This is a genomic window from Paenibacillus sp. V4I3 (assembly GCF_030817215.1).
Classification (GTDB): Bacteria; Bacillota; Bacilli; order Paenibacillales; family NBRC-103111; genus Paenibacillus_E.
On record NZ_JAUSZA010000001.1, the window covers coordinates 7,870,263 to 7,886,685 of the forward strand.

17 protein-coding genes are annotated in these 16,423 nt (G+C 43.7%); 6 read left to right on the forward strand and 11 right to left on the reverse strand.

Annotated features, from left to right (window positions below; translation table 11 throughout):
* Positions 1-52 precede the first annotated feature (52 nt).
* The 6 genes from QFZ77_RS36250 to QFZ77_RS36275 all read right to left on the reverse strand — a co-directional run bounded on the left by QFZ77_RS36250 (position 53) and on the right by QFZ77_RS36275 (position 9,043).
* Positions 53-4,468, reverse strand: a complete 4,416-nt coding sequence (locus QFZ77_RS36250; RefSeq protein ID WP_307448391.1) for a lamin tail domain-containing protein — start codon at positions 4,466-4,468, stop codon at positions 53-55.
* 53 nt (positions 4,469-4,521) lie between these two features.
* Entirely contained in the window at positions 4,522-5,331 is an 810-nt protein-coding gene (locus QFZ77_RS36255) for an HAD-IIA family hydrolase (protein WP_307448393.1), read from the reverse strand.
* A gap of 123 nt (positions 5,332-5,454) precedes the next feature.
* Entirely contained in the window at positions 5,455-6,111 is a 657-nt protein-coding gene (locus tag QFZ77_RS36260) for an MBL fold metallo-hydrolase (RefSeq protein WP_307448395.1), read from the reverse strand.
* A gap of 276 nt (positions 6,112-6,387) precedes the next feature.
* A complete protein-coding gene (locus tag QFZ77_RS36265) occupies positions 6,388-7,143 on the reverse strand; it encodes an MgtC/SapB family protein (protein ID WP_307448397.1) in 756 nt (251 codons plus the stop codon).
* A gap of 165 nt (positions 7,144-7,308) precedes the next feature.
* Positions 7,309-7,866: a glycerol-3-phosphate responsive antiterminator gene (locus tag QFZ77_RS36270; protein WP_307448400.1), complete on the reverse strand. Its 558-nt coding sequence runs from the start codon at positions 7,864-7,866 to the stop codon at positions 7,309-7,311.
* Between the two features lie 130 nt (positions 7,867-7,996).
* Complete coding sequence (locus QFZ77_RS36275; RefSeq protein ID WP_307448402.1) at positions 7,997-9,043, reverse strand: helix-turn-helix transcriptional regulator; 1,047 nt, start codon at positions 9,041-9,043, stop codon at positions 7,997-7,999.
* A gap of 184 nt (positions 9,044-9,227) precedes the next feature.
* On the opposite strand from QFZ77_RS36275, the gene QFZ77_RS36280 reads away from it, so the two are divergent.
* Both QFZ77_RS36280 and QFZ77_RS36285 read left to right on the forward strand, forming a co-directional pair.
* On the forward strand, positions 9,228-9,581 hold the full coding sequence (locus tag QFZ77_RS36280; protein ID WP_307448406.1) for an SRPBCC family protein: 354 nt from the start codon (positions 9,228-9,230) through the stop codon (positions 9,579-9,581).
* Position 9,582: 1 nt separating this feature from the next.
* Entirely contained in the window at positions 9,583-10,014 is a 432-nt protein-coding gene (locus QFZ77_RS36285; protein ID WP_307448409.1) for an EVE domain-containing protein, read from the forward strand.
* A gap of 172 nt (positions 10,015-10,186) precedes the next feature.
* Here the strand turns inward: QFZ77_RS36285 and QFZ77_RS36290 are convergent, their stop codons facing one another.
* From QFZ77_RS36290 to QFZ77_RS36300, 3 genes are read right to left on the reverse strand one after another with little or no spacing between them, the layout of a single operon-like run.
* Entirely contained in the window at positions 10,187-10,906 is a 720-nt protein-coding gene (locus QFZ77_RS36290; RefSeq protein ID WP_307448412.1) for a DUF4386 domain-containing protein, read from the reverse strand.
* A gap of 12 nt (positions 10,907-10,918) precedes the next feature.
* Positions 10,919-11,134, reverse strand: coding sequence for a helix-turn-helix transcriptional regulator (locus QFZ77_RS36295; RefSeq protein ID WP_307448415.1), 216 nt, complete (start codon positions 11,132-11,134; stop codon positions 10,919-10,921).
* Position 11,135: 1 nt separating this feature from the next.
* Positions 11,136-11,582 (reverse strand): hypothetical protein, encoded by a 447-nt coding sequence (locus tag QFZ77_RS36300; protein ID WP_307448418.1) that lies wholly within the window; start codon positions 11,580-11,582, stop codon positions 11,136-11,138.
* Between the two features lie 347 nt (positions 11,583-11,929).
* Here QFZ77_RS36300 and QFZ77_RS36305 point away from each other — a divergent pair, with 347 nt between their 5' ends.
* From QFZ77_RS36305 to QFZ77_RS36315, 3 genes are all read left to right on the forward strand, one after another.
* Complete coding sequence (locus QFZ77_RS36305) at positions 11,930-12,613, forward strand: AlkZ-related protein (RefSeq protein WP_307448420.1); 684 nt, start codon at positions 11,930-11,932, stop codon at positions 12,611-12,613.
* Between the two features lie 280 nt (positions 12,614-12,893).
* Positions 12,894-13,061, forward strand: a complete 168-nt coding sequence (locus QFZ77_RS36310) for a hypothetical protein (RefSeq protein ID WP_307448423.1) — start codon at positions 12,894-12,896, stop codon at positions 13,059-13,061.
* Between the two features lie 139 nt (positions 13,062-13,200).
* Positions 13,201-13,605 carry a CBS domain-containing protein gene (locus QFZ77_RS36315; RefSeq protein ID WP_307448425.1) on the forward strand — a complete coding sequence of 135 codons (405 nt, stop codon included), beginning with the start codon at positions 13,201-13,203 and terminating at the stop codon, positions 13,603-13,605.
* A gap of 251 nt (positions 13,606-13,856) precedes the next feature.
* On the opposite strand, the gene QFZ77_RS36320 is transcribed toward QFZ77_RS36315, so the two are convergent.
* Both QFZ77_RS36320 and QFZ77_RS36325 read right to left on the reverse strand, forming a co-directional pair.
* The gene (locus QFZ77_RS36320) at positions 13,857-14,864 is read right to left on the reverse strand and encodes a DUF3231 family protein (RefSeq protein ID WP_307448430.1); all 1,008 of its coding nucleotides are present in this window, start codon (positions 14,862-14,864) and stop codon (positions 13,857-13,859) included.
* A gap of 440 nt (positions 14,865-15,304) precedes the next feature.
* Positions 15,305-16,030, reverse strand: a complete 726-nt coding sequence (locus tag QFZ77_RS36325) for an AAA family ATPase (RefSeq protein WP_307448433.1) — start codon at positions 16,028-16,030, stop codon at positions 15,305-15,307.
* Between the two features lie 155 nt (positions 16,031-16,185).
* Here QFZ77_RS36325 and QFZ77_RS36330 point away from each other — a divergent pair, with 155 nt between their 5' ends.
* Positions 16,186-16,404 (forward strand): hypothetical protein, encoded by a 219-nt coding sequence (locus QFZ77_RS36330; RefSeq protein ID WP_307448435.1) that lies wholly within the window; start codon positions 16,186-16,188, stop codon positions 16,402-16,404.
* Positions 16,405-16,423 lie beyond the last annotated feature (19 nt).

Consider the following 16,423-nt stretch of genomic DNA (forward strand, 5'->3'; position numbering starts at 1 on the left):
CGTTTGGAATTAAGTCGTTTTTTTGTTTATTCTTCTCATACGGCCGAATATCCTAATACTTTTTGGTATCCCTATTGTTACCCCCGGCCTCTTCTGGACTAACAATTATTTTCATCTCAATCGTTTTTCCGTCGAATGCGATCGATATCACGTTGGTACCTGGTTTAACGGCCCGGACTAATCCCTTGCTGTTCACCTCGAGAGCCTCAGAACTTCCTTTGACCGCATAAGCAGCCAGTGACGTTACGTCACTCTCGTACCCGTCCGCATAAACAGCTTTGATCGCAAGCTGGAACGACGTGCCTTCCGTCATACGTCCGCTAGAAGGAAAGTCTGCGCGAATCGAGTCCGGAGAGGTTACCCGTACGGTGGCTTTCAGCACACTCCCTCCGGCCGTACCAGTAATCGTTCCTGTGCCCGGTTTTATGCCGCGAATGCGGCCTTCCGCTGTGACCTCGACAATTGACGGCTCGCTGCTCGTCCAGATATAGCTACCCGTTACGTCCTCAGCATTGCTTTTACCACGGTCTGCAAGTACGGTCGCCTGCGCTTGAGCTCCGATCTTCAATTCCTGAGGAACACCTGCTAATGTCCGGTTGTCGTATGCACGCAGCTGATCCAGATTCAGCTTAAGCAATCGATCCATCGAATAGGACGACATGAACCGCATATGGTTCGCACCCGATTCGAAATTCACATACAGGTGATCAGCACCGTCCTCATTGCGGATGAACATATTCTCGGCACCGGTTGGAACGTTGATCGAACCGGTTTTATTCACGTTGTCCAACAACCAAACCGGAACGGTAACGCCTCCGATGGACGTTTCCGCATTTTTCGTAGACAAGTCAGAGACGTTCGGCATCGCATAGCGTACAATCGAGTTGTATGGCCGCCCATGGTTGTAAGTGAGCAGCACTTCTCCCTTGTTAAACGCCACACCTTGGATTTTATCTCCGATACTTATCACATATTTAGGCACAAATTTGTCCATGCTCTCTTCCCGGAAGCTTGGTGTATCGGATGGAAGTCTGTCGTTTATATCAAGCTCATAGCCAACAATCCACGACAAATGCGACTCCCCGTTGCGGTTTTGCATCTGGTGCGATGGACTTGTCGTATAGGAAGGCGGGTTGCTGTATTCTCCAACCCACAGTATCCCGTCCTCGTACGCTGCGAATGAGGCATTCGTCACAACACCGAACGAATCCGCAAATTGCGCAAAGCCCTGATCCGGCGTATCAATTAGCGTCTGAATCGGCATTCGGTACATTCTCTTGCCGGATGATAGCCATATATTATCCCGGCTTACCGCAACACCACCCGCGTGCCCGGTGTATATGGAACCGTCAGGATTTTTCAGGTTAACATATTTCTCCAAAGTACCTGTCTTTGCATCGACGATTGCCAGAGTGCTCGGGTCCCCCGTGTAGTGATACGCTGCCATCAGTATCCATTCATGCTGGTTATCCGCAAAATATGACATACCCTGAGGAACGTGACCTTGTACAAGACCCGGGATGATCGGACCTTTCTCCCCGACATCCCATGCCACCCTGTACCGAGATTCAGTAAGTGCATTCGCAGGACTCGGCTCGCGTTCTACCTGAGTCATCAGTGGGTAGGTCGGCATAACCGCAGCCGATACGCGCGCGGATTCGTTGCCGGAGTTATCTATCGCGCTCAACTCGAACGTCACCGCAACTTGACCCGGAAGTGCCGGTATCTTGTACGACGTAACCGATGCCGGCAGTGTCACCTCAAGCTGTCCGCCCATGTACAGCCGATACCCAGCCAAGTCGGATTCCGCATTTGGCTGCCAGCTGACAAACACTTCACCTCGGCCTGGCTCCGCTTGAAACCCTGCAGGTGCGGCAGGTGCAGTTTGGTCATGCGTCGACTCGCGAGGAATTTGCGTAGAGTTAACTACCCCAGGCGACCCGGTTTGCTGCACGCCGAGGGTCCGCATGACAGTGCCGCCGAACATCGGATAGGCATAGGCAATCCCTTTTTTCTCGAGAAACTGACCGGCTGAATATGCTGCCGAAACGAGTACAGTACCGTTCGGTTCGACGATATCGATGATACCGCCGCTGTTGGATAATCCGCCTGCGCCGTCGCCATATACGAAAGCCGAATCCACAACATACTTTGCTACTTGGAAGCCGTAATAGGAAAAGTTAAATCCGTCCGGCTTCAAATAGTTAAGCCCATTCGGACGTACCCAGAATTGAATGGTTTTTTTCGGCCCGATGAGGGTCTGCTTTTCGAATGTCCACGACCAGCTTTTCGCAGCGTCATCCGGCTGAGTGAACCGCACTGTTTTACCGTTCAGGTCGAACGGCACCGAACGCGGATTGTACAGTTCGATGAACTCATACGCATCGTAGACATCGCGCGATTCGAGCGGCTCTGTGTTCCATGTGTCGGGAACAACTTCCGTTATCATTACGCCCGGCATAGCATCAGCCGTCGGCGTTGCAACGATCGGAGCCGTCAGAACAGATTCTCTGCCGGCCGTATCGATCGTGCTCACCTGCAAGGTAACGGCCGTCCCGTTTTCCAGTCCCTCAATAATCGCCTCATTCTCCGGTATGAGCAGCTTATTTCGCGCCACGCCATTCACATATACGTTCACATAGGCAACATCCGGCTCGAGCATATCGCTCCAGGTCACCCTCACTCCGCCGACACCAGCCGTGACCTGTATGCCAGTAGGGGCAGCTGGCGGCAGCGTATCCGCCGGATCGGCTACCTTCTGCACCGGATACAGGAAGCCCGGATTTGTCTGCATGGGTATTCTGCCGGTCGAAACAACCCCATTGGCGCGATCCGGAATAAAATTGGCACTGATGCTTTCACCGATATCTTCTACATTGTAGGTCGTGTCAGTTAGCAAAATATGGTCAGGATCGAAAAACTGTACACGCCGTGAAGCCGAATTCGACATGCCGCCGTTTACGACTACGAACATCTGATCCTCCGTAATCGAGCTGCCATAAGCGAGATTGAACTCAGGCAGTCCAACCTGCTGTACGTTGGTGTTTTTGAACCAAATAATGAACGTCCCTTGCGGTGCAATCATTTTGTTCTCCGTGATGGGATAATCATAAACGGTTGCGCCTGCCATGTATTTTAAAGTAAATCCTTTGACGTTAATGGGCGTAGAGGTAGAGTTGTACAGCTCAATAAACTCGAATGCATCTGTCCCGCCGGTTTTGTAGTCGATGTTTTTCGTATTTGGCGCCATCTCCGTAATTACAAAGGAGGGAGCCGCCTGCGGTTTTTGTGCAACCACGGCGGGCTGTGCGGACTTTAACCCTGACTGATTGACGGTATAGACAGCGAAGGTAACGCTTTGTCCATTCGTTAAACTTGTCGCCACATAGGAGGAGCCTGTCACCAAATCCGGCAGCTGCACGCCGTTTTCATAAACACGATATCCAGCAACATCCCCCTCGGTAGAAGCGTCCCAGCTCAGACGAATCGCCTTATCGCGAGGAAGCGCTTGTAAACCAGTCGTAACAGCAGGAATAACCGGAATGCCCGCCTTCCCGCGTACCGGGAGCGAAGCTGGGGATACGCCCCCATCTGCATAGACGGACGATAACGTAAATGAATAATCGGATCCATTCGTCAGCCCGGTATATGTGTATGTCACATCCGTGACCGACGCCGTCGAAAGTCCGTTCCGGGGATAAATCCGGTAGCCGATCACATTCGGATCGCTGCTCGGCGTCCACGACAGCGTCAAGCCGCCGTCTCCCCCGGCTGCAATCACGTCGCCCGGCGCGACTCCCGGCACTTCATCGGAGGCGATACGTCCCGGCGTCGCTGTCTTATTTCCGCCGTTATGTACCATAGCGATGCCGGAGGAAGGTTGCTTAAACGATATGCCTTTGTTTTCGAACGTATCATCAACGGCATTCACGAAATATGTGGCGACAGCAATTTCCGAACCGCGCAGGTCGACTAGGGAAATGCCGATATTTTTCTGTGAAGAGCTTCCGTTGTACAAGCCAGAAACGTTTTGCAGAACATGTATACGGTCATTCGGCAGGTCGGACTCAGCGATACCATAATTGCTTCTGAACTGGTCACGCGTCAATTGTGGTGTGTTTTCACTGATCGTGCTGTTTTGCGTCCAGATCAGCACCGTTTCACGAGGGGGAATACGCACATTACCACCTAGTGTTCCTTCCCATTTAAAGACACCGTCAATTTTTCCTTGAAGCCTGTACCCCGTCAAGTCAATCAGATCATCAGAAGCGTTGTAAAGCTCGACATATTCGTAACCGTCATTCGAATTTACGTTGACCGTATCCGGAACCAGCTCCGTTATAAGTACAGCTGGTACCGATGCCGCCGATGCCGACACAGCCGGGATACCGATCCCAGTAGCGGCCGAAGCGGCGAATAGTGACAGAGCAACCGTACGAGCGACAGTTTGTTTGAACTTACGATTCATAGCTCTCCTCCTCTTTTTCACCCATGATCTCGTCGTCTCATTTCAACCATTTTTCATTCAAATGTACTTGCAGTCTCTTCGATGGTCTTCCCTAACAAGAGGTCATATACGGAATTGAGAATATAATCCGGTTGATAGTCGGCCTTTTGAATATCCTCCTTTTGCGTAATTCCCGTCAAAACCAATGCCGTGTGCAAACCCGCTAGTTTACCCATCAAAATATCGGTTTCAATCCGATCGCCTGTCATAAGACATTGATCTGCATTCAGCTGCAAGCTTTCCAATGCCGCTTTGGCCATATAAACGGACGGTTTACCGGTAATGAGTTCAATTTTCTTGCCTGTTGCACCTTCAATAGCTCCGATCATCCCCCCGCAATCCGGAACATCCCCTCCTTCCATTGGACAAGTTCTATCCGGATTTGTGGCAAGCACCATAGCTCCTTGCTTAATCGCTTGATAGGCAAAATCCAGATGAGAATAATGAAACTCACGATCCCATGAGGTGATGACGACATCCGTTTCTTCAGGCGATGCTGCGAATGTAAACCCCGCTTGCTTGAATTCTTCTTTGATCAACGGTTCCCCGATCACGTATATTTTACAGTCCTTGTATTTTTCTTTTAAAAACCGAATGGTAACAAGCGTTGGACTCAAGATTTGGTCAATCCCGACTTTTATGCCCAAACCATTCAGTTTTACGACATATTTGTCTCTGGATTCAATCGTTTTATTCGTTAAAAATAAGATTTTTTTATGCCTCGATTGTAGGAATTCGATCACCTCAGCTGCGCCATCAATCAAGCGCCCCCCCAGATAAATAGTGCCATCCAAATCAAATATATATCCAGCAAAATCTCTCATCTGTTCCAACTCCCATATGGTTCAATTCGAAAAAAATCCCAAACCCTAAGACAGACTCCACCTTCCGGCTAAAGTCAATCTGATAGGTTTGGGATTCTACTCGTCTCTTTCCCTTACACATCATCATAGATTAATTTTCATGAAATCAAAGCCAATGCTTATTTTATCCTTAATAGCTGATACTTGACTCTCGAGGACGCGAACATAAGGCTCATTATCGGTTAAATGAACGGCAACCACCTGATCAATACGTTCCAATGGATAGTAATCGATTATTTCCTGTAAACTCGAATGATTAACCAGTGGACGTTCGGCTGTTGTCGCTTCGTGAATCAATATGTCAATCTGCTTTTGTTCTTTGATCCAACTATTGGGCTCAGTATCTGCCGAATAAACCAGCACCTTATCCTTATACAGGACTTTCAACCCAACAGTCGGACCTAGATGCAGACTTGGAAAGGTCGTTATCTCTAACTCCTCTTCTTTGATCAACAGTGATTCCGTTCTCCACGCATACGTATGGATCTGAACTTCAAATAACACGGGCCATTGATGAATATCAATCACCTCTAGCCATTTCTTTAGTTGGACCTCATTCTCAGAGGAACAATAAATGATCAGAGGCTTCGTTCGGCCGGCCAGCCACATTCCCCATAGAAGGGATGGCAAGCCATACACATGATCGATATGAAAATGTGTGAAAATGACTTCCTTCACTTGATGGACGCTGATTCCCAATTTAGCAAGCTTGCTCAAGGGACTTCCGCCAACGTCTACCATCGTTCAATCTTCACTGTTTTGGATGAGGAAATAGGTGTTATCTCTTTCCATCCCGCCAACCGCACAGGCTGTTCCTAGTAAGGTAATTTCCATTTTGTGCTCCAACATGAATCCCCCTAAAAAAGATAAAGAACCCGCAACTACACATGAACTCACTTTTCCATTAGAAAGTGAATTACAGTGTAATCAGGGGTTCTCATTAGTCTCTGCCCAAGATACAATATAATTTGATATAGCCACTATACAACAACAATTCTGAAAGCGCAATCATTAAATTTATACAGCCTGAGATTTTTCTGGTTCCATGGTTTTGTGCAAATTCCAATGGTGCGACTCGAGTGAGAGCACATCACCCGTTTTGGAAATATTCTCAATCGCTCGATTCAACTTTTCGATATTGTTCATTTTAACGCTGAATGTCAGTTCTATAATCGACCCTACACCATATGCGTTTTGCCCGGAGTTATCCGGTTTCAATTTCACATTGATCACCTGAATGCCTTGTTCGACGAATAAAGTTGATATTTTATCCAGTGTCCCCATCCGATCATGGATCCGAATCACTACATCCTGATTCTTTCTGAAGCGAAATACGTGTTTCTCCCATTTGTTTAAGACGAATAAGCTAACTAATACCATAAACGTTGCCAAAATAGCGCAGTAAAAAAAACCTGCACCTACACATAGGCCAATCGCTGCAACAACCCAAATGGATGCCGCTGTCGTTAGCCCTGAAACCGTTGAACCGTTTCGCATGATGGCTCCAGCCCCCAAAAATCCAATGCCGGTGATCACCTGTGCTGCCAAACGTGCCGGATCTATTCTCACATTGGTTTCATCTACAAATTGGTTAAATCCATAAATAGATAAAAGCATGATGGCTGCGGAGCCGATACACACCAAAATGTGCGTTCGCAGACCGGCCGCATGGTTGCTCCATTCCCTTTCGAAACCAATAACTCCCCCCATAGTGGCAGCAGCAAATATACGAAGTGTTAACTCCCAATAACTAATATGCCAAATGCTATCCATCTCTAAGCCTCCTGCAATCCTAATAACTTACTGTCCGATAAATGCCGATAAAAAAACCTCCTTGAAAAAGGGCATACGGGCATACTCCCGCTGCACCCTTTTCCAAAGAGGTTTCTCCTAGTCTCCTACCACTTTGAATCCGTTGTTATCCTGCTATCAACTACGCTATTGCCATAACTCAGACTTCCCTGTAGACACTGCCAACGCCCCAGCGTGTAAGGCCTCATCTATTTCTCGCTGATTGTCAACCAGTCCTCCGGCAATAATCGGGTAGGGAGTCATCGTAGTTAGCCCCTCGATAATGTGGGGCATAATGCCAGGCATGACCTCAATTGCATCCGGCTGGCTTTGCTCCGCCGCTTTGATCCCTCTTAGCACGGCGCTGTGATCAATAAGGAAAATACGTTGAATGGCCATCAAATTCATGTCTTTCGCTATCCGAATGAGGTTACCTTTTGTTGAAATGATTCCCGTTGGCTTTACATTTTTCGCTAAATAAGATATTCCGGTCCGATCAGCCACTATTCCCTCAATAAATTCTACATGAAGAAAAACTTGCTTACCTGCGCCTTTTACCTGATCCACCAAATCCTTAACATTGAAGATGGAGCCCACTAGCAGAAAAATAATATTGGCCTGACTCTTCAAAGCAAGCTCTAGTTCTTCTTCTTTTTGTACTGTGGCAATGGTCTGGTGCTCTACAAGATCGATTATCGGATACATGCAAATTCCCCTTTCAAATAGATAAATAAAAACCCTGACCCAAATGAACATACCCCTCCAGTCGAAGGATATGATCACGGGAAAGGGTTTCTCTTTATATTCGAACCTAACCGTATTTAATTGATATGATTTAGTTTGAATTATAAAATCGGTATCGACTTTTGTCAATTGGTAATTCAAACGAGTGGACTGTCGGATAGGGTTCCGGTTCCCGATAAGCATCGACGAGAAACGCTGCGTGAACTTTGATGCTCTCGCGCAACGATTGTGGCTGTAACACGCGTGCGTACCGCCCCCAACTGAGTACCCATTGCAAAATATCTTGTTCATTTCGACAATGCAGCGTCGCTAGGACATCGTCCTCTCGTTCTTCCAAATTTATTAAATAGAAAGAGGGATTTTCTCGAACCCAAGGAAGTGCCTCTTTCGCGAACGATACGGTCACTTCTTGTTGAAAGTTTTGTTCCGGCTCATACTCATGCATCCGAAATTCGGAGGGACGCTCAAAGGTGTCTGACAACAGAGTAACGGACTCCATACGCTCCAAACGAAATTGACGCAGTTCTTTGCGCATGGTGCAATGACCCACGAAGTACCAAATTCCTCTGAGATGAACGAGTCCGTAGGGATGAACGTTTCGTGAGGATGAGGGTTCTTCGGATGCATAAGGGGAAGATCGACGGCTTCTATACGTAAAGGAGAGCACACGTTGTTCCAAAACGGCTCTGCGTACAAGCCCTAATATTTCTTGGGCGGATTCTGTTACGTTCGGGGCATGAAAAGCTTCATCCAAGTTCAGGAGATGAATACTGTCACGAAGCTGTTGAACCTGTTTCCGCTGCTGTTCGGGCATGATTGCCTCTATTTTCTCTTGTGCTGCATGCGCTACTTCACAATATGTGCTATCAAACGTATTAGCTACATAGTCGCTCCCGAGTAACAGCATGGACGCCTCTAGAGCCGTAAATTGAATCGGCGGTAGAAAGAACCCTTCCATGAGCTCATACCCAATACCTGGTGTTGAGCGGAGTGGTATGCCTGATATCGAGAGGGCCTCCATATCACGGTACACCGTACGGACGCTCATTTCGAAGCGCATTGCCAAATCTTCGGCACGCACTACCCCTTTTCTCTGTAGTTCCAGAAGAATTGCAAGCATACGATCAGAACGTTTCATGAAAAAAGCCTCCGTCTTGCTCCTGACAATACGTTGTCAAGAGCAGGTTGTTATAATGAACATATTCTCACTTCAAGTAGGAGAATCCTACATCAAAAAAAGAGATATTTCTCATGACAATCAAAATGGGTACCGTTGGCCGAGAATTTGCAGCTGACTAACCATAAAAAGAGGAGCAATCAAAATGTGGAAATTTGAACACAGCGTTATAACCGATGCGAAGGCGGAAACCATTTGGGGTCTTTACAGCAACATTGACACTTGGAAAGAATGGGATGAATTTGTTCATGTTAAACTAAGGAACAAAAGGAACTTTACAGCCGAAAGGGCGGGATGCGCTGGCATCAGTATTAGTTTCTCCCATGATATGGACCCTGTAGAAAACGGTACGAGGGTAAATCACACGATGATTATTACCGGTCCAAATGCTGAAACTTTAGGGCCACAAATCGGAGGAGAAATTTCACAACGTATCCCTCATACGGTTGAATCACTTTGCGGTTGGCCAGAAAAATTGAACTCGAGGCTGTGTGATTGATATGGAAAATAATAATCTGCGTTATTGGATCGGAGTCGTCTCTAAATCGCACGTCATGAGAGGAGTAGAAGGCGGCTTTGCTCAATTATGTCACGGAAAAGCTGCCCCCTTAAAGCGAATGAAACAGGGAGATTGGCTAATCTATTACTCCCCAAAAACGGATTTAAACGGCGGTGAACCTTTACAAGCATTTACAGCAATTGGACAAGTGAGAGATGACGAAGTGTACGAATATCCTATGAGTGAATCCTTCATTCCATATCGACGCAACATCGATTATTATGAGTGTACGGAGGCTCCCGCCCATTCCCTCATGGACAGAATGAGTTTCACCAAAGGAAACCGAAATTGGGGATATCGCTTTCGCATGGGACACTTTGAAATTGATTTAATGGATTTCACAATTATTTCAGAGGCTATGAGACAGCAATGAGTTTTCTACAATTGAATTCATAAATGAACTTTTCGATCAATTTGCTCTATTGGCAAACAGAAAAGGCCCCTCACGGAGCCTCTGTGTTACCATTAATTATATATGGTTCGAAAATAAAAAAACTCCCATCGTGGGAGGTTAGTTTTGTGAATATCGATTTAGCAATGGATAGCTATTGCTTCTGTTGAACCTTTACACCTTTAATCAGAAGCCAGAAAGCTAATGATAGCTCTCCAATCACACCAGGTACGGCTACAATCAGTAGGAATATCGTTTTGTAGTCGGTATAGTTGGGTAGAAGAAAATGTGCAATACTATCTATGACATATCCCGCAGATGCAATGATCAAGAAGAGCCCAATTATTCTTGGTAGGTAGCCTCCTGACTTGACTATTACATAACCAACGACCAACAAATGACATCCAAAAAATACTAATCCAATCAGCCATCCATTGTTAAATGCATTGATCAGTAACATCACCTGAGCTTGTAGCTGATCTGTTGTGAATACCGTCAAGTATTCAGCACCACTTAGAAGCGGTAAAACATTCAAAAAATTAGACAAGGCGATTCCAAAAATGGCCGTGTATACCAACCTAAAGCACGCTGCGAGCATGGCAAGATTCTTATTAACGGGTTTGAGTAGAACATACAGTACCCAAGCTACCAGCACATCAAGAATAAGTACAATGACGAAGCTAATAAATCCACTCCGAAATAACATTTCATTGGCTATGATGTTATTAGCAGTTGTTGCTGCATCATCCGGGATAATAAGACGCTCAATAACAGAAAAATTAGAAAACATAGCAAGTATGGCCATAAGTAAAAGCCCTAACCCTGCGACTCTAGAATAAAAAAGCGGTGAAGCTTCGGTGTTACGATTTGTCATTTCTAACCCCTCCTAATTTTCCTCAAAAGAGAACACTTCTTCCAACTTTAAGCCGAAGACGTGAGCAATACGAAAAGCCAATTCCAGAGATGGGGAGTAATTACCTTTCTCGATTGCAACGATAGTCTGTCGTGTCACCCCCGCTTTATCTGCTAATTGTTGTTGGGTCATTTCATCATGGTTAAAACGTAAGGTCCGAATGTTGTTGCTAATTTGCCCTTTGCCCATCTTAAACTCCTCTCCGATAGAGATACAGCTGAGTGATGATTCCAACCACCTCTGACAATAAACCTGAACTAATAAGTATGATGAACATGACATAGGGTGGTTGATCCATGACCAGCGGTATCATGGATAGAAGAAACCCAATGATAAATACATAATGAGAATTTCTCGTGGATTTCAATTCAATTAATTTGTCCAGCTCATCCGTAATTAATGGTTCTTTCTCCTTTGTTGCTATGGTATTGATCATACTGAATGCGATATGAATGATGACTTTTGCTAAAATCGACACTGGGATTAAGATTAAGATGAAGGCTCCCCAGAAGCTGTATTCATTCGAAGTATGAAAGCTCCCTTCTTGGTACTTTTGAAACACGTACATACTATAGATAGAAAAAATGAGTAAGGTGGTAAATAATGATACGATGTTTCTCTTTTCTTGAAAGGACATATTTACCTCTCCTTTTCTGTTAATATTTTTAAATAAGTAAAGTATTATATACACATTATATTATTTACCATACATTATGTCAAGTTTTGTTTACATCGCTGATCAAAAAGAGAGCAGCGGCTCCAGCCCATGCTCCAATACATACAAATAAAGGACTCAATCAAGAGGCCTTTAAGGGTTAAATTTATGATTGCATCAGGTGATGGCTGATTAAAAAGTATTATGATAGTATTACAGACATGATTTGGTATGATAAAATCAGAAAACTGAATGTTTTAAGAGGATGTTTTATCGTGTTTGATTAGCCTTTATTTTCAAATTAAATCGACTGGTTGAGGTGAACTGCTATGAAAGAACAAAAAATACATACGTATGAAGAGGCCGTTCAACTTATTCATGAAGTCGGTATTCTACCTTTAGCTCCCTTAATCCCAGATCACCCGTCACTCTATCAGGTCACTCACGGTGAGCCGTGGTTAACTGGCACAGATTTAGATCCTTGGGTGTGGCGAGCGCGGTTTCCGAGCGACGGTACGGCTGCCTATGGCAAATTCCTTAAAAAAAAATCAGTTTTTATTTCACGCGAACTGTTTCCATGGGTCAAAGCCATATTAGGAAGCCCTCAACCCATTGAAGATCGTTATAAGAACGGCCTTGTTTCCAACGCTTCCTTAGAGCTCTTCCGGCAAATCAAAGAAGAAGAAGGAATTGAAACAAGGTCGTTAAGAGTTAAAACGGGCATGAATGCCAAAGAAATGAAAAAAACCTTTGGTCAAGGTTTATTGGATTTACAAGGCACGTTGGATATCGTCATTTCCGGTGTCAAAGAAAGCAGAATTTTACTAGATGAGAAAAGCGCATGGCAAAGCACTTCATTCGAAACAGCGAATCATTGGATGGAGAACGTTGGATTGCACGAATTCGACATTGATTTGAAGATTGCCAAACAAGAATTGCACGCTCGATTAAAAAGCAGTTGTCGTCCCGATTCGATGACATTTTTCACTAAACTGTTTCAGTTCGAAGCCTGACCTTACTTCAAGTTGTTTAATTTTAAATAACATTCCGATATAACGCACCTCAAATACTTAACCGCTTAACTCCAAGCTCCTTGAGCTTATTACAGTTAGTAAGTCCCAGGCATTCCGTAGTAATAAATAGTTATAAAATGGAAGCTAGGAAATGATTTTAATTAAAATATCCCTCTCGAACAGCTGCATTCATTATTCGACTATCTTCTACACCCTCATTCGTGAAGAACATAACGAAACCTATAAATTGAAACAATTATCATGATTAAAGGAGCTTCTAATGCTGACCAATATGGAGGAAAGAAAAATCACTAATGGAGATATTGACCTGATGATTGCCCAGATTGAGGAAGGCTGGAGAGAGTTGAGTATGATCGGTAGGTCTTGTCGGGATATTAGGGATGATCTGGTTAGGCTAACGCAAGTTTTGGATGAAATCTTTTATTAAGCTACCGGCATGCGATCCCGTATGATACCTCCTGGTGTCTCTCGCTTTAATGGAAACATCTTTCAATGCCTTTATAAGACATTTATGTTTTAATGAAAGTATCATTAATTGAAATTTCAGAGAAAAGGAGTTTATGACTATGAAAATAGCCTCTTTTCTATTACCCAAAGACAAAGTTGCCTTTATCACATCATCAGCTTCCATGCAGGAAGCGTTAGAACAATTAGAAAATCACTATTACACAGCACTTCCCCTTGTTGATAGTGACGGGAAATATGCAGGTACATTGTCGGAAGGTGACCTGTTATGGACGTTAAAGAATACACCTGGGATTCATTTTGATAATATCCATCAAGTGCCCGTGAGCGAAATCGAGAAGCATATTCATAATGAGTCCGTTTCAATTAATGCACACATGGAGGATATGCTGGCTCTGGCAGCTGATCAAAATTTTGTTCCGGTTGTAGATGACGAAAATATTTTCATAGGAATTATTCGCCGGAAAGATATTATTGAATATTATATGAGAAACATAACCGATTAATGAACCTAATGCCCATGCTTTAAGTTCCATTAGTATTGATTTGCGTTTCCCTTTCCTCTTTTTTCTACTACATCGACATCTCTATCCAGACACTATGCCTCCTTAAATTGCCGAATTCACAATTAATCCCACCATTTAATCTATGGGTATCGCCCTTATTTCACCATATTTGGTCATAAAAAAATTAAAAAGCTGCCCAATTAAATTGCGGCAGCCTAAATGTGTTATTAAAAAACGCACAACATATTCCATTACGATTTAGTTAGTTGTCTTCTATCTTCTACTTGTGGTGGTTCCTCCATCCAACCATGTTTGATCATTATTTCTCCACCGTCTTTGACAAAGGGTAAAATTTTCTGAGCAAGTCGTGCCATCGTCACCAGCAAATCACTTCGCAAACTAAAAGCTCCACCAAGTGCATGGCTCCCAATACCAAATGATCCTAACAAGTTAGTGATATACATCATTAACTTATCCGAAAATGGAGAAACAGTGGAATTCGTCGCTTTACCTGCATGAGTAGCTGGCGGTTCTATGTAATCCTCGCGTAAAAATTCACCTAGTGTTGTCTCAACGTCCTTGGACAATTTCATTCCTTCAATAAAATATTCTTTTACTTTCTTATCATTAGCGACTTGGGCGAATCCAATCATTAATTGCATACCTGTAAGGTTGGTCTCAATGGCATGATGTATAAGGGAAATTTCAATGGCATTTAATGCTCTTGTTTCCCTTAACAAATTAAACCCTGATAAATAATTTTTATCCTGAACAAAGGTAACTTCTTTGGGCATTGTCATAAAAGGCGGGCGGACAAGAACCCCCTTATCTAAAAGAAATTGTGTACATTGGTCAAACATGTCTTGTGCGTTTGCTGTTAATTGCTTAAATAGTTGTCTTATATCTTTACGGTAGGACATCGTTGAGTACAACGCAAAAAGACTAGCTTCAATCTTACTTATCATATGTAAAAACATGGGTTCATACAGATAATCAAATAACTTAGGAACTCCTTTATTAACGTCGTTCGCCGTAAAGCCAAGTGGAATAACGGCTCCTTCTTGTTGGAAAATATTTTTAATGGATTCTACAATTTGTACCGATGAATCGTAAGTCGACTTTAAGATTTGCTGAATTTCTTCATTTTCTACATGCTCAAGGAAATACTCTAAAAACCTTAATAACATTGTTTTTTCATGATATGTCATCCACAGGTTTCCTATTTCCGATGATGTCAATGGTACATGGTTTGAATTCATTGGCTATACTCCCTTGTTTTAATGATTATTTTTATCCATTAACTCAATTTAAATTCCCAAATATTTAATATGCCCGTTATTGGAGTGAAGGTACGCTACGCGGCAGAGCTTTTCTCCGTGCAATAAATTATCTTATTTACAGGAAATAATACTACTCGTTAAGACTACTTTATAGACCAAAGCTACTCCTTTTGAATTTACATAGTCCGTATTTACGGGTTCTAGAACTGAGCTACAAGGCATCGATATATTAGCTTTTCCGGTTTCAGGACTAATCAGGGCACTACCCACTATGAATAAAGCCACAATAATTTGTTTCACTTTGTCCCTCCACATTTTGTTATGGTTATTATTCCTTCCCACTTCGTTGTTTAGTATTAAACGAGAAATAAAAAAAAGAAGCCGCTTCATAGCAGCTCCTGTTAAACTAAAGTTTTTCGTTAATTGTCATCATCGGAATCGGAAAATAGCTCCTGCAGGAACGTCTTTCTGTTTTCAAGAAACCGTCTTGTGATGATGTAATGCAGCGTGTCTTCATATCTAATTTCCTCTATGGGATGAACATCAAAGTTAATAATCTGTGCATCTGGAAATCCGAGAAGTATCGGAGAATGCGTTGCAATGATGAACTGAGCTTCTTTCTCTAAATCCTTGATGACCCGCATCAATGCCAATTGCCTTGCAGGGGATAACGCAGCCTCAGGTTCGTCGAGAAGGTAAATCGCCTTTTTCCCAAAACGATGTTTAAAAAGAGAAAGAAACGCTTCACCATGCGATTGCTCATGTAAAGAACGACCACCATAATACTGCAGGCTTTCGGGCAAGGTATCCAAATGGGAGGCAAAGTGATAAAAAGTCTCTGCTCTTAGGAAAAAGCCATTCGTGATTTTAGGCATCCAGGAAAGACGAATATGATCCCCCAGAATGGAATGCGAAGCATCCACATCATAGTAATTGTTCTTCCCTCCGCCAGCCGTATTAAACCCGCTTTGATAAGCAATTGCTTCAAGGAGCGTTGATTTACCCGAACCATTCTCCCCAACAAGAAAGGTGACATTCGTCCGAAAAGAAAGTGACTTTAAAGATTTTACAGCTGGTATAGAAAATGGATAGGTTTTCGGATCCGTATGATCATTCCTTAGAATCTCAAGGCTTCGCAAGTACATTAATGTCAACTCCAAACAAAACTTTCATGAACCTAGTATTTGTTGTTATTTTAACATAACCGCTGTTATTCCATTATAAGCTATTACATATACTCAAGTATTATTTTGTATAAAGCTGGTCGCAATTGACCTATCCGAAGGTGAGGTCGACGCTAATGACTAAAATGCTGGAATCTGATGCAGATCTATTTGCCGCAGCATTATCACAAACTCCGGTTTCTGTGTGGCAGACGGATGCTGACGGTGTTTACTGCGAAGTAGATCGCGGAATCATCGAAAAGTTTACGAATAAATCCGTAAGATTGAGCACGAGAACGGATGATATCGCATATTACTTCCGTGATGATGGGACCATATTCCGTGCTGAAACGTAAAAAGGGCGAGATCCGGATA